Raw genomic sequence first — 17,644 nt, forward strand, 5'->3', positions numbered from 1 at the left:
GCCCTCCGCTACGCGAACGCAAAGCGTGGCCTACGGCCTCAGCTTCCGCGCTTATGCGATCGCAGTATCTTGTTAGTAAGACAAATACCAATTAACGTAGGGTGGGCAAAGCCATCTCATCCTTAATACTCATTGGAACCAAACTGTTTTTGCCCACCCTACAAGTAAGCCCACTAATTAAAGTAGGGTGGGCAAAGCCATCTAATCATTAATACTCATTGGAACCAAACTGTTTTTGCCCACCCTACAAGCTTGCTGCTTACTCTTCCCCCGATTCCCGATTCCCGATTCCCGATTCCCTGTTCAAGACTAATCTGATTCAAGACTAACGACCAAATTCTAATCGTACCATCCTCCCCACCACTAACTAGAGTGTTTCCATCTGGACTAATAGCAACTGACCAAACCCAGCCATCATTTCCAGAGAGAGTGCGCAGCAATTGTCTACTGTCTACATCCCATAGCTTGATAGTTTGATCACTGCCAGCACTAGCGATAGTTTTGCTATCGGAACTAATCGCAATGGAGAGAACTGGTGCGGAGTGACTTTCGAGGATAGCTAATTCTTCGCCACTGTTAATATCCCACAACTTGACGGTTTTATCAACACTAGCAACTAGGATGTTGCTATCTTCACTAATGGCAATATCAGAAATCTGGGTTGTTTTGAGATGGTTTTCCGCAATTCTAGGGTGGACAAATCCCAAATCTTGATAGAACGATCTGACCCTCCACTGGCACTAACCAAATGTTTTCCATCGGGACTAATGGCAACAGCAGTAACCCAGTCGGAATGCTCGGTAATGGTGCCTAAAGTTTTGCCAGTGAGGAGATCCCACACCATAACGGTCTTGTCAGGAGAGCCACTTACTAGGATTTTGCCATCGGGACTAATTGCGATTGATCTGACTATACCCGTATGTCCTTTCAAGGTACGAGGTGGTGCTCCAGTTTCTAGGTTCCAGATATTAATTTGTCTTTCTGTTGCGGCAGCGAGACGTTTACCATCAGCACTGATTACTAGAGAACTGGGCGTTCTGGTAAAGTCTTTGATCGTCCTCTGTAGCCTACCATCCCTGAGATTCCAAAACTTGATGGTTTTGTCTTTACTGCTGCTAATTAGGGTTTGGCTATCTGGACTAATGGCAAGAGAATTAACATCTGACCGATGACCTGAAATTACTTGAGTCAGCTGAGCCTCTTGCCAAGACTGGGCTAGCAATGGTTGTTGAGAATGCGAGCGCCCTATGGTTACCGGATAGACTATCCCTGTAGCCATAGTCAATATAACCGTAGTGCTAGATATATAGGACTTACGAAGTTTATTTGGTTTTGCCCCCCTAACCCCCCAGCGAGCAATCCCTCGCTGGGGGGAACTACTCTTAAAGTCCCCCAAGTTTGGGGGATTTAGGGGGCAATGGGTAAGTCCTGATATAGCCAACAGCGCTATTAATCCTTCCCTAAACATTAGTTGGATTTTTATCACCCCTTCACCCTACCAACGCTAATCCATCACCACGGGGTTCAGATGCCGCTACCAAAACCCCTGACTGACGCCAGATAACTTGACCTTTACCAAAATTTATGCTATCTGCCATAACCTGAATGTTATGACCCATCTCAGCTAGCTCCAGAGCAATATGACGGGGTACAGTCTGTTCCAACAGGACTTGTGACCCATGCACAAATCGCCATCTGGGAGCATCTAGAGCAGCTTGAGGATTCATGCCGTAATCTGCTAGATTAACCACTAACTGTACATGTCCCTGAGGCTGCATCGGACCTCCCATAACTCCAAAGGGCCCTAGAGGTTGACCATTTTGAGTCAGAAAACCGGGAATAATGGTATGATATGACCGCTTACCTGGTGCGACTTGATTAGGATGACCGGATTCTAGGGTAAACCCTAAGGCTCGGTTTTGCAAGGCAATCCCAGTGCCAGGAATAACAATCCCGCTCCCAAAGCCTTCAAAGTTGGATTGGATAAAGGATACCATTAGTTCCCCATCTGCTGCTGCTAGATAAACTGTCCCACCTTTGGGTAAACCGGGTTTTGCTAACGCGATCGCGTTTTCCCCAATTAACTGGCGGCGTTCTGTTGCATACCCATGGTCTAATAGCTTTTCGATTGGGACTTCCATAAACCGGTGGTCAGTGATATGGCGGTGAACATCAGCAAAGGCTAGCTTCATGGCTTCGATTTGTAGATGATAGCTTTGGGCTGATTCACGGGGATAGTGGCTTAAGTCAAAACCTTCGATTATATTCAATGCCATTAAGGCCGCCATCCCTTGGGTGTTGGGGGGAATCTCCCATACGGTCAGGTCACGATAGTTAGTTGAAATCGGGTTTACCCACTCAGCTTGGTGGCTAGCTAGGTCAGCTTTGGTCAGCACGCCACCAGTATTAGCCGCAAAGTTTGCGATCGCATCAGCTATTTCCCCTTGATAAAAGCTTTCACCACCACTGTTTGCCATCGCTTTCAAGGTCTTAGCATGATCCTTACTCCCCCATACCTCTCCAGCTACTGGTGCGCGCTGGTTAGGGAAAAATACCTGTTTAAATGGTTCAAATTCTCGTCCAGTCAGGGGAAGATACAGAGCTTCCGCCCGTTTCCAAGCTCTTGCTGTGACTGGGGAGACCGGAAATCCAGCTTCCGCGTATCGAATGGCTGGGGCAAACAATTGCTCAAAGGGTAGTTTTCCCCACCGTTGCCATAAACTACGCCATGCTGATACCGCTCCTGGCACTGTTACCGATAACCAGCCGATAGCAGGAATTTGACTCATGCCAGCAAAATGCTCAAGGGTCAGGTGTTGAGGGCTTTTGCCAGAGCCATTGATACCATGGAGTGACCCATCCCATACTAAAGCAAAGGCATCAGAACCGATACCATTGCAGGTAGGTTCAACCACTGTCAATGCGATCGCTGTGGCTATAGCAGCATCTACAGCATTGCCTCCAGCCCAAAACATTTCCATACCAGCTAGGGTGGCTAGGGATTGGCTAGTGGCTACGGCAAATCGGTTACCCATGACTACCCGTCGTCTGGAGGGGTAGGGATAATGGGTTAAGTTACCCTTGAGCATAATCTTCGATTATCAAATGTTATGTAGTTATTTTATAGACAAGCTGCATAACCCCTAAGCTTGAGTACTAAGTAAATAATGAGGTTTCCTTCTACTTAGTTAGTTGTTTGACCTATGAATCGATTCAAGTTAGGAGTTAAGGTAAAGCGCTACTAGAAGCTAGGGTAAAGAATCAATGCCTACTAACAACTCAGGTATCAAACCGTTTTCGACATCCATTTATTTCAAAGACCCCCAAGGTGATAGGGGGATCGAGCCGGTTTTTCAATCTAATTCTAGATTAGAGGGTTTCATGGCACATCTAGTCCAGTCTGAGCCAGACAGGAGCGAAGCCGATTGGGCTGCTTGCTTCTTATATCAGTTGAGACAAGCATCTGGTATTTACCGGATTTTATCCATGACTAATCCTGCGATAGTGGTGATCAGAGCTTATCTGTTATTGTTAACCTTATCTGATCAGCTCTTATTCAATTACCTACAGTTTGTTTGTTGGTCTGCATCTCAAGCGATCGCCCATCAGTTGAGTAAATCTCATAATCTTGCCTTACATTATCCTGTAGAGGAATGTTTCATCATTGCTAGTGAAGCAGCCAGCCAGCCAGCTAAACTCCTCAGAGGATTTAATTTTTATGCTAAGTCTTCTATCAATGCCTATGCTTTCAATGCCCTCAAGCGAATTATTAGAAATCAAGTCGCCAAGGAACTCAGGTTAAAATCTATCAAATTTTCTGATTATGGCTTGTTGCGATATTTGGATAAAACCGAACTTGAGCAAGCACTTAATAACTATGGAATCACTAATCAAGATTTCAACTATTATCGTCTGGCTTGGCAATCGTTTAAAGACTACTTTAACGAGATTTATCCTCCCAGCAGCAAGGGAAAGTCTCGCCATCATTCCCCAATTAAATTCCTAAGCCAGCAACAGCTTCAACAAATTGCTATTCGTTACAACCAGCAGTTAAATCGGTTAACTCAAATGGTTAGTTCTGAGTTAAAAATTGCTGATTTTAAGAGGAATAACCCTAAAATAAGTGATTCAGATTGGTTAAGACAAGTAGTACGTTACTCAGCTAATGGGCCACGCCCACGCTACGGGAACAGCAATCAGCAATCAGCAATTAGCAATCAGCAATCAGCAATCAGCAATCAACACTCAGCATATGGGCTACGCCCACGCTACGGGAACAGCAATCAGCATATGGGCTACGCCCACGCTACGGGAACAGCAATCAGCACTCAGCACATTGAAGAAATGCTAGCCATTTGCATCCAAGCGGTGCGGATGTCTCAACACAGGAATTCAGTATCCTTAGATGAGTATGGGGAAATTACTGATATAGCATCTAATCCTTTGGAGGTGGTAATCCAAGAGGAAGAAAAGGATGAGTTGGCTCAAGTCAGGACTATTATCTTAAGAGAATTTACTGCTTTAGATCAGCTAGCTCAAACATCCCTAAGACTTTGGCTTGGTCTAGGCATCAATCAACAAGATTTTATCGAGCTTTTTGGGTTTAAAAAGCAATATCAAATTGCTCGCCAGTTTCAACGTTATTTTAAACGAATTTTGAAGGCAGTCGTCACCTTTTATTTTCAGGATGCTATGAGTACAAGTCTAACCTCTAAAGACATCAAGCAGCGCCTTAATGCAACCACTAAAACTAACTATATTAATAACTATCTAAAAGCTTACTTAAGTGCTGATAGTCAAGACTTATTTTCTAAAGTTATTTATAAAATTTATGATGAAGATATTGCTAACTCAATGACTATTAATTTTAGTAATTTAGAAAAAAATAAACTCAAAAAACTAAACCAGAGTTTACTTGAATTAATTCAACCAAGGTTTGAGGTATTAATTGAAAAAAAAATGTCTATAGAACTGATTGAATTTAGATCAGCTAAACCAGCGATAACTAAATTTATTGAGCGGTGGCTCCAGCAAAATCAGGCACTACTAGAGCAATCTCGATCAGGAAATAGGGCAAAACCAATGTAGCCAAAGTAAAACCTGAAACCTGAAACGTGAAAACACCAAATATCCCAATATCCCAAATACCAATTAACGATTAACCAAAAAGGAGATGAGTCAATGAAATTAAGTTTAGAGGATGTAGCTTTCCTACACCCAGACCAATTGTTGATAGAATTCTCCCCAGAAGAACGAGAACAAGCATGGCACCAAACCCAAGCTCAAGGTTATTCTAATCAAGCTGCTCGTTGGCGAGCGTATCTGAATTGTCTCTGTCTGAATACGTTTTTAAGCTATCTGGACACAGAAGCAAATTTAACAGAAGCAAATTTAACAGAACCAAATTTAACAGAACCAAATTTACTAGAAACAGCACTAGACACAGCACTAAAGAAACCACTAAACAAAGCATTAGTATGGCCAGAGTTGGGGGATTTACCAAGTTTCTGGGAAGTAGTGAATGGTACAGCTGTTGAGCTAAACCAGATGCGACTGGTATTAATTCCTAGTGAAGAAATCAAGTTTACAGCGTTGCGAGTACCGCGAGAGTGGGTTGATATTCCTGAGTGGGCTAGTCATTATTATGTGGCGATGCAACTGAATTTAGAAGAATGCTGGTTACAGGTGTCGGGATACACAACTTATCAACAGTTACGTGATCATGGTAACTATGACATCATCGATGAAACCTACGCTGTGGATGCAGTAGATTTAATTGAAGATTTGAATGTGATGTGGGTAACGGAGGAACTTGCTCCTAGTCCCAAACTGGTCGTAAAGCCAATGGCAAGATTATCCTGTGATGAAGCAACAACGTTAATCAAGCAATTGAGCCAGGAAACTCCTTATTCTCCGAGGCTAGATATTCCTTTTGCTAAGTGGCAGGCACTGGTATCAAATTCTAGATGGCGCAAGGAATTATATAAACAACGTTCCCTAGTTTACTCTCGTAAGCCATCTATAACCTTACTCTCATGGCTGGATAATTTCCTGGAGGCTGGTTGGCAAACTGTTGAGGAAATTCGAGCACGTAATGGTGAACCTACTTTAAGCTTAGCTTACCGGTCTCAACCGACTCGTTTGAAGGATCGTTTTAACGATAATTCTTCAGCATCTTCCCCTTTTTCGGAAAATATCCCTGAAGCTGTGACCGCAATTATTAAACTATTAAAAACCAATAGCAGTAAAGATACTAACTTACCCGCTATAGAATTATTGGGTGAAATTGGTCATAGTAACTTAGAGGCGATCGCATTGCTTGCTGAGATGATCAATACTACTGACGATCATGACTTACGTCGCCAAGCCGCTGTCAGTTTGGGAAAACTTGACCCAAATCATCCCCAAGCTGGGATTAGGCGAGTTAAGATAATTGATTTAGAAATGCAACTGAATGGGAGCAAAGTAGCATTTATGGTTACTTTCATACCTGAAGCAGATGGGGAAATTAATGTTCACTTACGGGTGTATCCTACTAAGAGTAAATATCTAAAACCTAATCTCGAATTGCTAGTACTTGATCAGCAGGAAGAAATTTTCTTGTCGGCTCAGTCGAGAAGTGCTGATAATTGGATTCAATTAGAGTTTAATGGTGAAAAGGGGGATAGGTTTATGGTAAAACTAGTACTGGGAGATGCCAGCTTTTCCAAAGAGTTTGTATTGTAATCTATCTTGGGTTGAAACTTTAGGGTTGAAAGTTGTGAGGTTGAAAGTTGTGAGGTTGAAAGTTAAAGGTTGTGAGGTGGAAGGTTTTCAGATAGCGTTTCTGATACTTATCAGGTACCTTCAAGTTTCTTACCCCGACTCCCGACTCCCGACTCCCGACTCCCGACTCCCGACTCCCGACTCCCGATTCCCCGACTCCCGATTCCCCGACTCCCGACTCCCTACTGCTATGGAACTGCAAGCATTACCCGTAACCTACACTGACATAGAAGCCGCCGCTAAACGCCTATCGGGCAATGCCCATCAAACCCCAGTCCATACCTCCAGGACTGTCAACCAGCTCACCAACGCTGAAGTCTTCTTTAAATGCGAAAACTTCCAACGTATTGGTGCCTTTAAGTTTCGAGGGGCTTATAACGCTCTGTCACAACTATCTGAAGAACAAAAACAGCGAGGGGTTCTCACTTTTTCTTCTGGTAATCATGGCCAAGCGATCGCATTATCGGGCACCCTCCTCGATATCCCCACCACTGTAGTTATGCCCAAAGATGCCCCAGCTGTCAAGCAAGCCGCTACCCGTGGCTACGGTGCTGACGTCATTTTATATGATCGGGCTGAATTGAGACGGGAAGCATTAGCCGAAGAGTTATCACGCGATCGCAAACTCACCATCATTCCTCCCTACGATCACCCCCATATCATTGCTGGACAAGGTACTACTGCCAAAGAACTCCTAGAACAAGTCGGTCCACTGGATCTGTTACTGGTGTGTTGTGGTGGTGGTGGCTTACTCTCAGGATGTGCGATCGCAACCAAAACCCTATATCCTAATTGCCGTGTGATTGGTGTAGAACCAGCACAGGCCGATGATGCCACCCGTTCCTTCCATAGCAAAATCCTCCAAACTGTTGACAATCCCAATACCATTGCTGACGGAGCCAGAACTCCCAGCCTCGGCAAACTTACCTTTCCCCTAGTCCTTGATTACGTTGATGACATGGTAACTGTATCGGAAGCTGCGATTATCCGTACCATGTTTTTCCTCTGGGAACGGCTCAAAATTGTAGTTGAGCCCACTGGTGCCTTAGCTGCTGCTGCCCTACTTGAAGGGGTCATTAAAATGCCCAATGCTCGGATTGGTGTCATTATCAGCGGTGGCAATGTGGATTTGAAACAAATTGCTGAATTGAAATGAATAATGCCAAGATGACATACTTTGAACAAGAAGATATCCTTCACCTTACCCTGTCTGATGAACCAGAAGCAGGTAGTGTCGAAATTAGTCCTAACATTACCGCCGAACTCAATGAAGCAGGAGAATTAATTGGAATAGAGATTATCCAAGCAAGTTGCTTCATCCGAGACGCGATTGTAGAATCAGCCCAGGGAAAGCTCTTGAATCTTTCGGCTAAGCATTCAGCTTAGGGACTTACGTGTAAAAAAAATACCAATTAAAGTAGGGTGGGCAAAGTTATGTTATCTAGAAGACTCATTTTCACCAAAATGTGTCTTGATGCAGTCGCTCATGGGGGAAACCACGGCAGTCGCTCATGGTTAGAAGTTACCGTAAGACAGTTGAGCCTTAATCAATAAGTTTTACCCCTTTTCTGCATAGCCGACCAACCATAAAGGCTCAACTGTCTAAGGTTTCGTCTCCGGGGGAACCCCCAAGACCGCGCTGCCTCCCCAAGACCGCGCTGCATCGCTTTTTGCCCACCCTACAAGCTGATAGCTGATAGCTGATATCTGAATACTGATAGCTGAATGCTTACCAAACCACACCAAGTATAGGAAACTTACTGACTCGCTATCTCAGATTTTTGGTTTAAATCTTCCACTAATTGTACTAGATCAGGATTAGTCTCTGCCCATGAATTCCGCTTATTCCTGATTTTACCGAGGTGGGATTCAACATTTTCTGGTGTCATTATAACACCAAAATCCTCTGGAACAGTCTGAGATTGATAACTGAATAGGCGATTTAGGATTAGATCACCAACTTCCTCGCGATAATGAGAGCTATCCCAATAGTTTTTCATCTCTTCCCTAATCGCTTCTGTGGTAATGCTGTTATAGCCAGAGAAATCCCACACTGGTGTAATCTCCACTAACCGACGTTTCCATTCTTCAAACACTGGCCACAGTCCGGTAACCCGAAGACTTTCCCATTGAGTAGCATGGGATGGTGATATAAATACTTTTAGCTCTATCCCTTTTTCCTTACAGGTATCGACAATGTCTTGAAGATCATTCAAAAAACTAGCGGAAAGTCGATATTCTTTATAATAGCCCTCACTGGTCATTAAGCCCTTGAGCATGTCCTTAAACCTTCCTAGTAAAGGTTGATCGGGCTTATTGTTATAAATAAAACGCCTACCATTGGCATCATAGAGAAAGTAAGCCTTTGAATTGATACTAGAACTTAGAGTGGCTCTACTAGCATTAAGCGCGTTTAGGGATAGGGTCGAATTAATCAACTCTTGCAGGGGAATAGTTTCTTGATTAATCAGACTTTCCTTAAAATCTGGAGCATTAGTTTTCAAGTCATTGAACATGAATAAGTCAATACCAATCACAACGGTTTTTAAATCCGGTTGATTAGTTAGAGCATGGTCAAAATAACGTTTAACTTCATACATATTCGGACCCACTAGTGCCAAATTGTATCCGGAGTTTCCTGGTTTCAGTCCTGGGTGGTTTGGGTTAAGTCCCAGGTCAGTTCGTGATGACCCTAACAAAACGATTTTGGGTTCATTACGAATAACATCTATAGCCTTGAATAGTCTGACATGGTTAAATTGTTCAGGCTTTAACTGATTTAGACCGGGTAACTCTGGGCTATTTATGACTCCGTAAGGGTCAACCGCAGCGTTCAATAAGCCAAACCCGAATAAACTCGGAAAGATAACTGCTGCCAAGGTTAGGTGAAATTGACGATAGGAGTTCATATACATTACGATGGCATTTCTATAGTGCTATTCGCTTTTTAATTTTACCAGTGAAAATATTGGATGAAAAAAAAAAACCTCAGTTGATACTGAGGCTTGTAGACTAGATCTGCTTGAGTCCAAAATCTGGAGTAATTCTAGGGTGCCTTAATAACCACCCTACTACTATAAAAAAGCGTCCGCAGTCTGGTTAGACAACACTAAGACAACACTTAGGCAACAGTTAAGTTAACCTGAGCAACCACATCGTTGAAGTCTTCGTCACCACCACCGAACAGATCCTCGAAACCAAAGGTGTTATCCCCTAGCAGGCGAATGTGGTCAACTCCATCTGGGTTAGCCCCCACGTAAGCAAAGTAGGCATTCAGGTCAGAATCCTCTTGATCTGCATTAGAAGGATTATTAGCTAGGAACTCCGCTACTGTGCCATCGGAAATTAGGAATGGAGCCAGTATTACCCCACCGGATACTCCAACACTTAAGTCTACCCGATTGGAGAGTGCAGCTTCTGCATAACCGGCATCACCAACATTAATACCGTTAACTGAGCCACTGAAATCATCAATCACATACCAGCCAACGGTATTATTGAATTCAGCTTCACTGTTGACCACAAGACTACCAGTTACTGTACCAGTCACGTCGGTCAAATCGATCAATTCCAGAATCCCTTGAATGTCGTTAGGGCCTGTTCCCAGTGGCGCCGTGGAACCTGTACCGTCTGAGACAACCACAGTGGCATCATCGTAGTCAAAGTCATTGCCATCTTCAAAGGCCAAGGTTAACTGACCATTGCCATTGTCAGTGACCTGTAGATGGTTCTGACCATCGCTATTCAATGAAGGATCACTGAAGAATACGTTGGAGGTAGAATCCTGTCCCGCTAGCACCCCATCGACAGAGCCACCTTGAATCACGTAGAATACCACGTTATCGTCGGGGTTAAAACTGTCGATGATGCGGGTGGGTTGAGCACTACCTAAACTGTCAGGGAGAACAGATAAAATCGTCTCAGCTCGGAACAGAGCAGCTTCTACATAACCACTCTGACCAGGGGCAATGCCATCAATTGTACCTTGGGCATCATCAGTAACAAATGCTCCAATTTCACTGACTTCACCAAGTTCGCGACCTGTAAGAGTAAATCGGAGGGTGTCGCCGTTAACCGTAAAACTATTATTGGCATTCTGAGTTAGAGGCGTCCTAGGCGTAGTCTGTTCAATGGTGAAGTTAACAGTGTCTGTGTTAATGCCCCCACTACCATCGCTTACCTCAAAGGTCAAGCTATCAGTGCCAGTGAAGTCGGCATTGGGCGTATAGATAATAAAGTCATCTGTGGCATCATTGGCAGTGCCATTATCATTGACTACTGCTGTCCCGTTGCTTGGATTGCTGACAATTGCAAAAGTTAGCGGATCCCCATCAGGATCAGAGTAGTTAGCGAGAACATCAAGGGTAACTGGAGTGTTTGCCCCAGTAGTAGCACTATTATTATTAGTGTTTGTGACTACTGGAGATTCATTAACACGAGTCACTTCAAGGTTAACCGTAGCTGTGACCGCAGGATTAGTGCCATCATCGATCTGGTAGGTGAAGCGATCAAACCCAATGAAACCATTATTAGGAGTATAGGTAATCGTGCTATCTTGATTAACTGTTACTGTGCCATTAAGTCCTTGCTCGTTAATGGTTACAGTCAGCGCATCACCGTCAGGATCAACGTCATTAGCTAAGACATTGATATCAACCCCAGTGTTTTCTACAGTGGTAGCAGTATCGTCTGCCGCTACTGGAGATTCATTAGCAGCAGTAACATCAACGTTAACCGTAGCTGTGACTGCAGGATTGCTGCCATCATCGATTTGGTAGGTGAAGCTATCAGCCCCAGTGAAGTCGGCATTTGGCGTATAGGTAATAGTGCCATCTTGATTGACTACTGCTGTACCATTACCGCCCTGCTGGCCAATGGCCAAATTGACGGCATCACCTTCAGGATCAGAGTCATTAGCTAAGACATTGATATCAACTGCAGTGTTTTCTACAGTGGTCGCAGTATCGTCTGTGGCTACTGGAGATTGATTAGGAGCAGTGACATCAACGTTAACGGTAGCTGTGACCGCAGGATTGCTGCCATCACTAATCTGGTAGGTGAAGCTATCAACCCCAGTGAAACCATCAACAGGAGTATAGGTAATGGTGCCATCAAAATTGACTACTGCGGTACCATTAGCGCCCTGCTGGTCAATGGCTACATTGAGGGCATCACCCTCAGGATCAAGGTCATTAGTTAGGACATTGATATCAACTGCAGTGTTTGCCGCAGTGGTAGTACTATCGTCTGTGGCTATTGGAGATTCATTAACATTAGTGACATCAACATTAACGGTAGCTGTGACCGCAGGATTGATGCCATCACTGACCTGGTAGGTGAAGCTATCAGCCCCAAGAAAACCATCATTAGGAGTATAGGTAATGGTGCCATCTTGATTGACTACTGCGCTACCATTACCGCCCTGCTGGTCAAGGGTTACAGTCAGGGCATCCCCTTCAGGATCAGAGTCATTAGCTAGGACATTGATATTAACCGCAGTATTTTGCTCAGTGGTAGCAGTATCGTCTGTGGCTACTGGAGAGTCATTAGCAGCAGTAACATCAACGTTAACCGTAGCTGTGACCGGAGCATTGTTGCCATCATCGATCTGATAGGTAAAGCTATCAGCCCCAGTGAAACCATTATTAGGAGTATAGGTAATGGTGCCATCTTGATTGACTACTGCTGTACCATTACCGCCCTGCTGGTCAATGGCTACATTGAGGGCATCACCTTCAGGATCAGTGTCATTAGCTAGGACATTGATATCAACTGCAGTGTTTGCCGCAGTGGTAGCAGTATCGTCTACCGCTACAGGAGATTCATTAACCGCAGTGACATCAACGTTAACCGTAGCTGTGACCGCAGGATTGGTGCCATCATCGATCTGATAGGTAAAGGTATCAGTGCCACTGAAGTCGGCATTGGGCGTATAGGTAATGGTGCCATCTTGATTGACTACTGCTGTACCATTACCGCCCTGCTGGTCAATGGCTACATTGAGGGCATCACCTTCAGGATCAGTGTCATTAGCTAGGACATTGATATCAACTGCAGTGTTTGCCGCAGTGGTAGCAGTATCGTCTACCGCTACAGGAGATTCATTAACCGCAGTGACATCAACGTTAACCGTAGCTGTGACCGCAGGATTGGTGCCATCATCGATCTGATAGGTAAAGGTATCAGTGCCAGTGAAACCATCAACCGGAGTATAGGTAATGGTGCCATCTTGATTGACTACTGCTTCGCCATTACCGCCCTGCTGGTCAATGGCTACATTGAGGGCATCACCTTCAGGATCAGTGTCATTAGCTAGGACATTGATATCAACTGCAGTGTTTGCCGCAGTGGTAGCAGTATCGTCTGTGGCTACTGGAGGTTCATTAACAGCAGTGACATCAACCTCAACCGTAGCTGTGACCGCAGGATTTGTGCCATCATCTATTTGATAGGTGAAGCTATCAGTGCCACTGAAACCATTAACAGGAGTATAGGTAATGGTGCCATCTTGATTGACTACTGCTGTGCCATTACCGCCCTGCTGGTCAATGGTTACAGTCAGGGCATCACCCTCAGTATCAGAGTCATTAGCTAGGACATCAATGGTAACGTCGGGATTGCCACCAGTACTGACAGTGTCATCTACTGCAACAGGAGCTTCATTAATCAGGTTGAAGTCAATATAATCAAGTCTAACAAATTCGCCCTCGTTACTGTCCCCATTAATGGTGATTTGAGTCCCTTCAGGAATAAAGATGCTCTCAGTAACGGTTATATCTTTGAAAGTTTCAGGAGTAGGGAAGAAAGGATGAGCATCAGGATTGGGATTATCCAGAGTGAATGAAAACGTCTGATCACCAATGACGACTTCAACTGTGCTATTCCCGTCTGGCTCATCAGCAACGTTCAGGACAACCTGGTAAGTGCCACTGGGCAGATCAAAGGTTGTAGTAGCAGACCCAGTACTATCACCGTCAGGTAAATTGATGATTCCATTATCTCCAAAGAGATTATCATTACCATTAAGACGTATAAAATTAGTTAGAGTAAAGCGGCTTTCGTCTTCAAATTCAAATCTTGGCATAATATTTCGTATTAAAAAACTCCTCGGTTGCTAAGGCTGTGGGCACTTAACGTTGACAATTATTCTAAGCCTTCAGCTATTAGCTAAAGGCCTTTGGCCACGCTACGCGAACAGCCTTCAGCGGTCAGCTGATAGCTGATAGCTGATAGCCTTGTATATCAATAGAGTAAGTCCATTAAGCATTCAGCGGTCAGCGGTCAGCGGTCAGCCATTCGCTTAGCGTGGCCAACGGCCAAGGCTTACGCTACGGGAATAGCTTATTTTATTCACAAGCACCTCAATTAGGGTGGGCATAGGTCTTTAGCTGATAGCTGATAGCAAAATTGCTGTTGAACTCATCATTAATAGCTGATAGCATAGAGTGGATAGCAGGCCCCTGAATGCTTATCTAATGATCTACCAATAAATAAATACCTACTAACGTCCAGATATCCGGATTTATTTTCCAGATTAATGGCAAAATGTAAGATGCCATAATACAGCTTTACTGATGCTATTAGCAAATATTAAACTATATTTTGTAATCAAAAGTATTAAGTAATTGTTGGTTTAGTATTATTTATGTTGTGAGAGTATATTATTACTGACAATGAAGCGATGACCCGAAAAATTTTATAACGTAATATTCCTTATAAAAAGGAAAGATATTTGCCATCCATGCTCTTTCCTTGATATAGAAAAATACCTTATTCATTGATGTCATGAGTTTTGTTTAATGTCACTAGTATTCGGTTAAGTTTATCAAGTCTTTATAGTAGTAATTTTCTATTTATGCTAAATAAGGCAATAGGGAATAGGGAGTAGGGAGTAGGGAGTAGGGAGTAGGGAATCGGGAATCGGGAATCGGGAACGGAGAAGATTTAGGGTTGTGGAACGGGCATCTTGCCTGTTTCAGCTGAAAATTCTGTTTTGGTTATGCGATCGCTAATCCCCCAGCTCAACCCCAACTGGAGATCCCCCCTAACCCCCCTTAACAAGGGGGGAACACTCACCATGTTTACCACACTTACCACACTCCCTGCTCCCTGCTCCCTGCTCCCTGCTCCCTACTCCCTACTCCCTCAAAAAAAGTTTGTTACAAAATCTTAAAAATATGCTATAATATAATATTTTTTGTGGTAAACTAAAAATGTGGACAAAATAAAGTCCATGGGAAGAGCCAGCCTAGAGTTTTCGTCAGGCTGGAAGGCTGGCTCTTGGTCCCCCTTACAGGAGATAACTTAATTTTATGTCTGATAGACGCCTATACCCATGGGTGATGGTGAGGTTGTTACCACCGATGCCACCAGTGGTTTTCGCTCGGTTCGACAACCCTGCTGATGCCAAGGGCTATGTGCAGGTGCTGAAACTGCTGATGCCTGGTGCCAAGTTTCTAATTTTTCTTGATCACGGAGTAATTCCGTAGCACAGGCATCTTGCCTGTGACATAGGGAATCGGGAATCGGGAATCGGGAATCGGGAGTAGTTGTGTAGAATAGGCTTCGATGCTGTGAGGAAAATATTGATCACAGGCAAGATGCCTGTTCTACCAAGAACCTAATTTCACCCACTGGGTCAAACAGGTGGGGATCCCCCCTAACCCCCCTTAACAAGGGGGGGACACTTCCCACACCTCCCATAAACTCCATGCTTCCCACACTCCCGATTCCCGATTCCCGACTCCCGATTCCCGACTCCCGACTCCCGATTCCCCCAAGACTTTGTTACAAAAATTTGCAAAAAAATATGTTATAATTAAAGTTTTTTATGTTATAAGAGAATCCTAAGACGCGAAAGCGTTAAGAGCCAGCCTGAAGTTTTCCCAAGGCCGAAGGCTGGCTCTAGACCCCCAGTTAAGGAGATACCTAAAGTATGACTTACTCTGAACGCCTATACCCATGGGCGGTCATCCGTTTATTGCCACAAATGCAACGAGTCGTTGTTGGTCGGTACCGGAACCGGTCTGATGCGGAGGGGCATTTGCGGGTGCTTAAACGCTTAATGCCTGATGGGGAATTTGTGATTATTTTTGATTTGCCTGAGCTTATGGATGAAGAACCTGAGGGAAGTGGGGAGTAGGATTTAGAAGTTGCTCAAGTTAGCTCGATTGACATGCAGTTAATCGCACTCTTATCCCAAATCGCTGGAATTTCCGATAGTAACGGATTTTCACCCTTTATTGCTGTTGCTAGCGCTATCCCATGATTATCGAAAATTGCTGTAATTTACGATAACTACTGAAATTGCTGTTGCTAGCGCGATTGACATGCAGTCACGCTACGCGATGGGACCTAGGAGCCGCTAAAAGCGATTGACCGTAGGTCACGCTAAGTGATCGCAGATTTCCCAAATTGCTGAAATTACCAACAGTAAAGGATTTTCAGCGAAGTTGCTGTTGCTAGTGCTATCCCATGATTTTCCAGAATTGCTGGAATTTTCGATAACTACTGAAATTGCTATTGCTAGTGCTATCCCATGATTTTCCAGAATTGCTGGAATTTTCGATAACTACTGAAATTGCTGTTGCTAGTACTATTCCATGATTTCTCAAATTGCTGGAATTTCCAACAGTAACGGATTTTAACCGAAGTTACTCAATAAGGCGCTATCTCATGATTTTCCAAATTGTTGGAATTTCCAACAGTAACGGATTTTCAGCGAAGTTGCTGTTGCTAGCATTATCATGATTTACCCAAATTGCGGGAATTTACGATAACTACCCAAATTGATTAAGCTAACGCGATTGACATGCAGTCACGCTACGCGATCGCATGATTTCCCCAAATTGCTGGAATTTCCGACAATAACGGATTTTCACCCAATGTTTATCCAGCTAGCGCGATCGCATGATTTCCCAAATTGCTGGAATTTCCGACAGTAACGGATTTTCACGCCTTGTTGATTCAGCTAGCTCTATCGTGATTATCCCCAATTGCTGGAATTTTCGATAACTAGCTCTATCGTGATTATCCCCAATTGCTGGAATTTACGATAACTCACGAAATTGCTCAAGCTAGCATTATCATGATTATCCCAAATTGCTGGAATTTTCGATAACTACCGTGCATTGATTAACCAACGCACTATCGTGATTATTCCAAATTGCTGAAATATCCAATAGTCAAGGATTTTCACGTTTTGTTGCTCAACCAACGTGCTATCGTGATTTCCCCAAATTGCTGGAATTTCCGAGAGTAAAGGATTTTCACCCAATGTTTATCCAGCTAACTCTATCGTGATGATCCCAAATTGCTGGAATTTCCGACAGTAACGGATTTTCACGCCTTGTTGATTCAGCTAGCTCTATCGTGATTATCCCCAATTGCTGGAATTTTCGATAACTACTGAAATTGATTAAGTAGCGCGATCGCGATTACCGAAAATTGTTGAAATCTTCGATAACTACCGAAGTTGCTCAACAAGGCGCTATCATGATTTCCCCAAATTGCTGGAATTTCCGACAGTAACGGATTTTCACCCAATGTTTATCCAGCTAGCGCGATCGCATGATTTCCCAAATTGCTAAAATTACCAACAGTAAAGGGTTTTCAGCGAAGTTGCTGTTGCTAGCGCTATCCCATGATTTTCCAGAATTGCTGGAATTTCCGATAATCGCGATAGAGCTCGCCCTATCCTATAATTTCTAAAATTGCTGGAATTTCCAACAGTAAACGAATTTCACGCTTTGTTACTCAACCAACGCATTATCCCGATTAGCCCAAATTGCTAGAATTTACGATAACTACTGAAATTGCTGTTGCTGGCTCTATCGCAATTATCCAAAATTGTTGGAATTTTCCGTAATAAGCAAGTTGC

At 43.8% G+C, this 17,644-nt stretch carries 13 protein-coding genes; 7 read left to right on the plus strand and 6 right to left on the minus strand.

Features of this window, described 5'->3' with window-relative positions:
• Positions 1-215: 215 nt before the first annotated feature.
• From BJP37_RS05160 to BJP37_RS05170, 3 genes are all read right to left on the minus strand, one after another.
• Entirely contained in the window at positions 216-707 is a 492-nt protein-coding gene (locus BJP37_RS05160) for a WD40 repeat domain-containing protein (RefSeq protein WP_075897013.1), read from the minus strand.
• Positions 617-1,279 (minus strand): WD40 repeat domain-containing protein, encoded by a 663-nt coding sequence (locus tag BJP37_RS05165; protein ID WP_158069431.1) that lies wholly within the window; start codon positions 1,277-1,279, stop codon positions 617-619. The genes BJP37_RS05160 and BJP37_RS05165 overlap by 91 nt, the downstream gene beginning before the upstream one ends.
• A gap of 211 nt (positions 1,280-1,490) precedes the next feature.
• Positions 1,491-3,089, minus strand: a complete 1,599-nt coding sequence (locus tag BJP37_RS05170; protein ID WP_075897017.1) for a gamma-glutamyltransferase family protein — start codon at positions 3,087-3,089, stop codon at positions 1,491-1,493.
• Positions 3,090-3,381: 292 nt separating this feature from the next.
• Between BJP37_RS05170 and BJP37_RS38530 the strand changes: the two genes are divergently transcribed.
• From BJP37_RS38530 to BJP37_RS05195, 4 genes are all read left to right on the plus strand, one after another.
• Positions 3,382-5,088, plus strand: a complete 1,707-nt coding sequence (locus BJP37_RS38530; RefSeq protein ID WP_158069432.1) for a RusA family crossover junction endodeoxyribonuclease — start codon at positions 3,382-3,384, stop codon at positions 5,086-5,088.
• Between the two features lie 93 nt (positions 5,089-5,181).
• A complete protein-coding gene (locus BJP37_RS05180) occupies positions 5,182-6,726 on the plus strand; it encodes a DUF1822 family protein (RefSeq protein WP_075897021.1) in 1,545 nt (514 codons plus the stop codon).
• 229 nt (positions 6,727-6,955) lie between these two features.
• A complete protein-coding gene (locus BJP37_RS05190; protein ID WP_075897025.1) occupies positions 6,956-7,921 on the plus strand; it encodes a threo-3-hydroxy-L-aspartate ammonia-lyase in 966 nt (321 codons plus the stop codon).
• Positions 7,918-8,151, plus strand: a complete 234-nt coding sequence (locus BJP37_RS05195) for a DUF2283 domain-containing protein (protein WP_075897027.1) — start codon at positions 7,918-7,920, stop codon at positions 8,149-8,151. The genes BJP37_RS05190 and BJP37_RS05195 overlap by 4 nt, the downstream gene beginning before the upstream one ends.
• A 371-nt stretch (positions 8,152-8,522) precedes the next feature.
• Here BJP37_RS05195 and BJP37_RS05200 read toward each other — a convergent pair whose 3' ends face one another.
• Both BJP37_RS05200 and BJP37_RS05205 read right to left on the minus strand, forming a co-directional pair.
• A complete protein-coding gene (locus BJP37_RS05200) occupies positions 8,523-9,674 on the minus strand; it encodes a hypothetical protein (protein WP_075897029.1) in 1,152 nt (383 codons plus the stop codon).
• Between the two features lie 212 nt (positions 9,675-9,886).
• Positions 9,887-13,849: a DUF4114 domain-containing protein gene (locus tag BJP37_RS05205; protein WP_075897031.1), complete on the minus strand. Its 3,963-nt coding sequence runs from the start codon at positions 13,847-13,849 to the stop codon at positions 9,887-9,889.
• Positions 13,850-14,731: 882 nt separating this feature from the next.
• On the opposite strand from BJP37_RS05205, the gene BJP37_RS40765 reads away from it, so the two are divergent.
• Both BJP37_RS40765 and BJP37_RS38535 read left to right on the plus strand, forming a co-directional pair.
• Entirely contained in the window at positions 14,732-14,938 is a 207-nt protein-coding gene (locus tag BJP37_RS40765; RefSeq protein WP_143727479.1) for a hypothetical protein, read from the plus strand.
• Positions 14,939-15,077: 139 nt separating this feature from the next.
• The gene (locus tag BJP37_RS38535; RefSeq protein ID WP_158069433.1) at positions 15,078-15,254 is read left to right on the plus strand and encodes a hypothetical protein; all 177 of its coding nucleotides are present in this window, start codon (positions 15,078-15,080) and stop codon (positions 15,252-15,254) included.
• Here the strand turns inward: BJP37_RS38535 and BJP37_RS43275 are convergent.
• The gene (locus BJP37_RS43275) at positions 15,236-15,364 is read right to left on the minus strand and encodes a hypothetical protein (RefSeq protein ID WP_269086948.1); all 129 of its coding nucleotides are present in this window, start codon (positions 15,362-15,364) and stop codon (positions 15,236-15,238) included. The genes BJP37_RS38535 and BJP37_RS43275 overlap by 19 nt on opposite strands.
• Before the next feature lie 336 nt (positions 15,365-15,700).
• Between BJP37_RS43275 and BJP37_RS05210 the strand changes: the two genes are divergently transcribed.
• On the plus strand, positions 15,701-15,907 hold the full coding sequence (locus tag BJP37_RS05210) for a hypothetical protein (RefSeq protein WP_075897033.1): 207 nt from the start codon (positions 15,701-15,703) through the stop codon (positions 15,905-15,907).
• Positions 15,908-17,644: the final 1,737 nt, after the last annotated feature.

Source organism: Moorena bouillonii PNG (assembly GCF_001942495.1).
Taxonomy (GTDB): domain Bacteria; phylum Cyanobacteriota; class Cyanobacteriia; order Cyanobacteriales; family Coleofasciculaceae; genus Moorena; species Moorena bouillonii.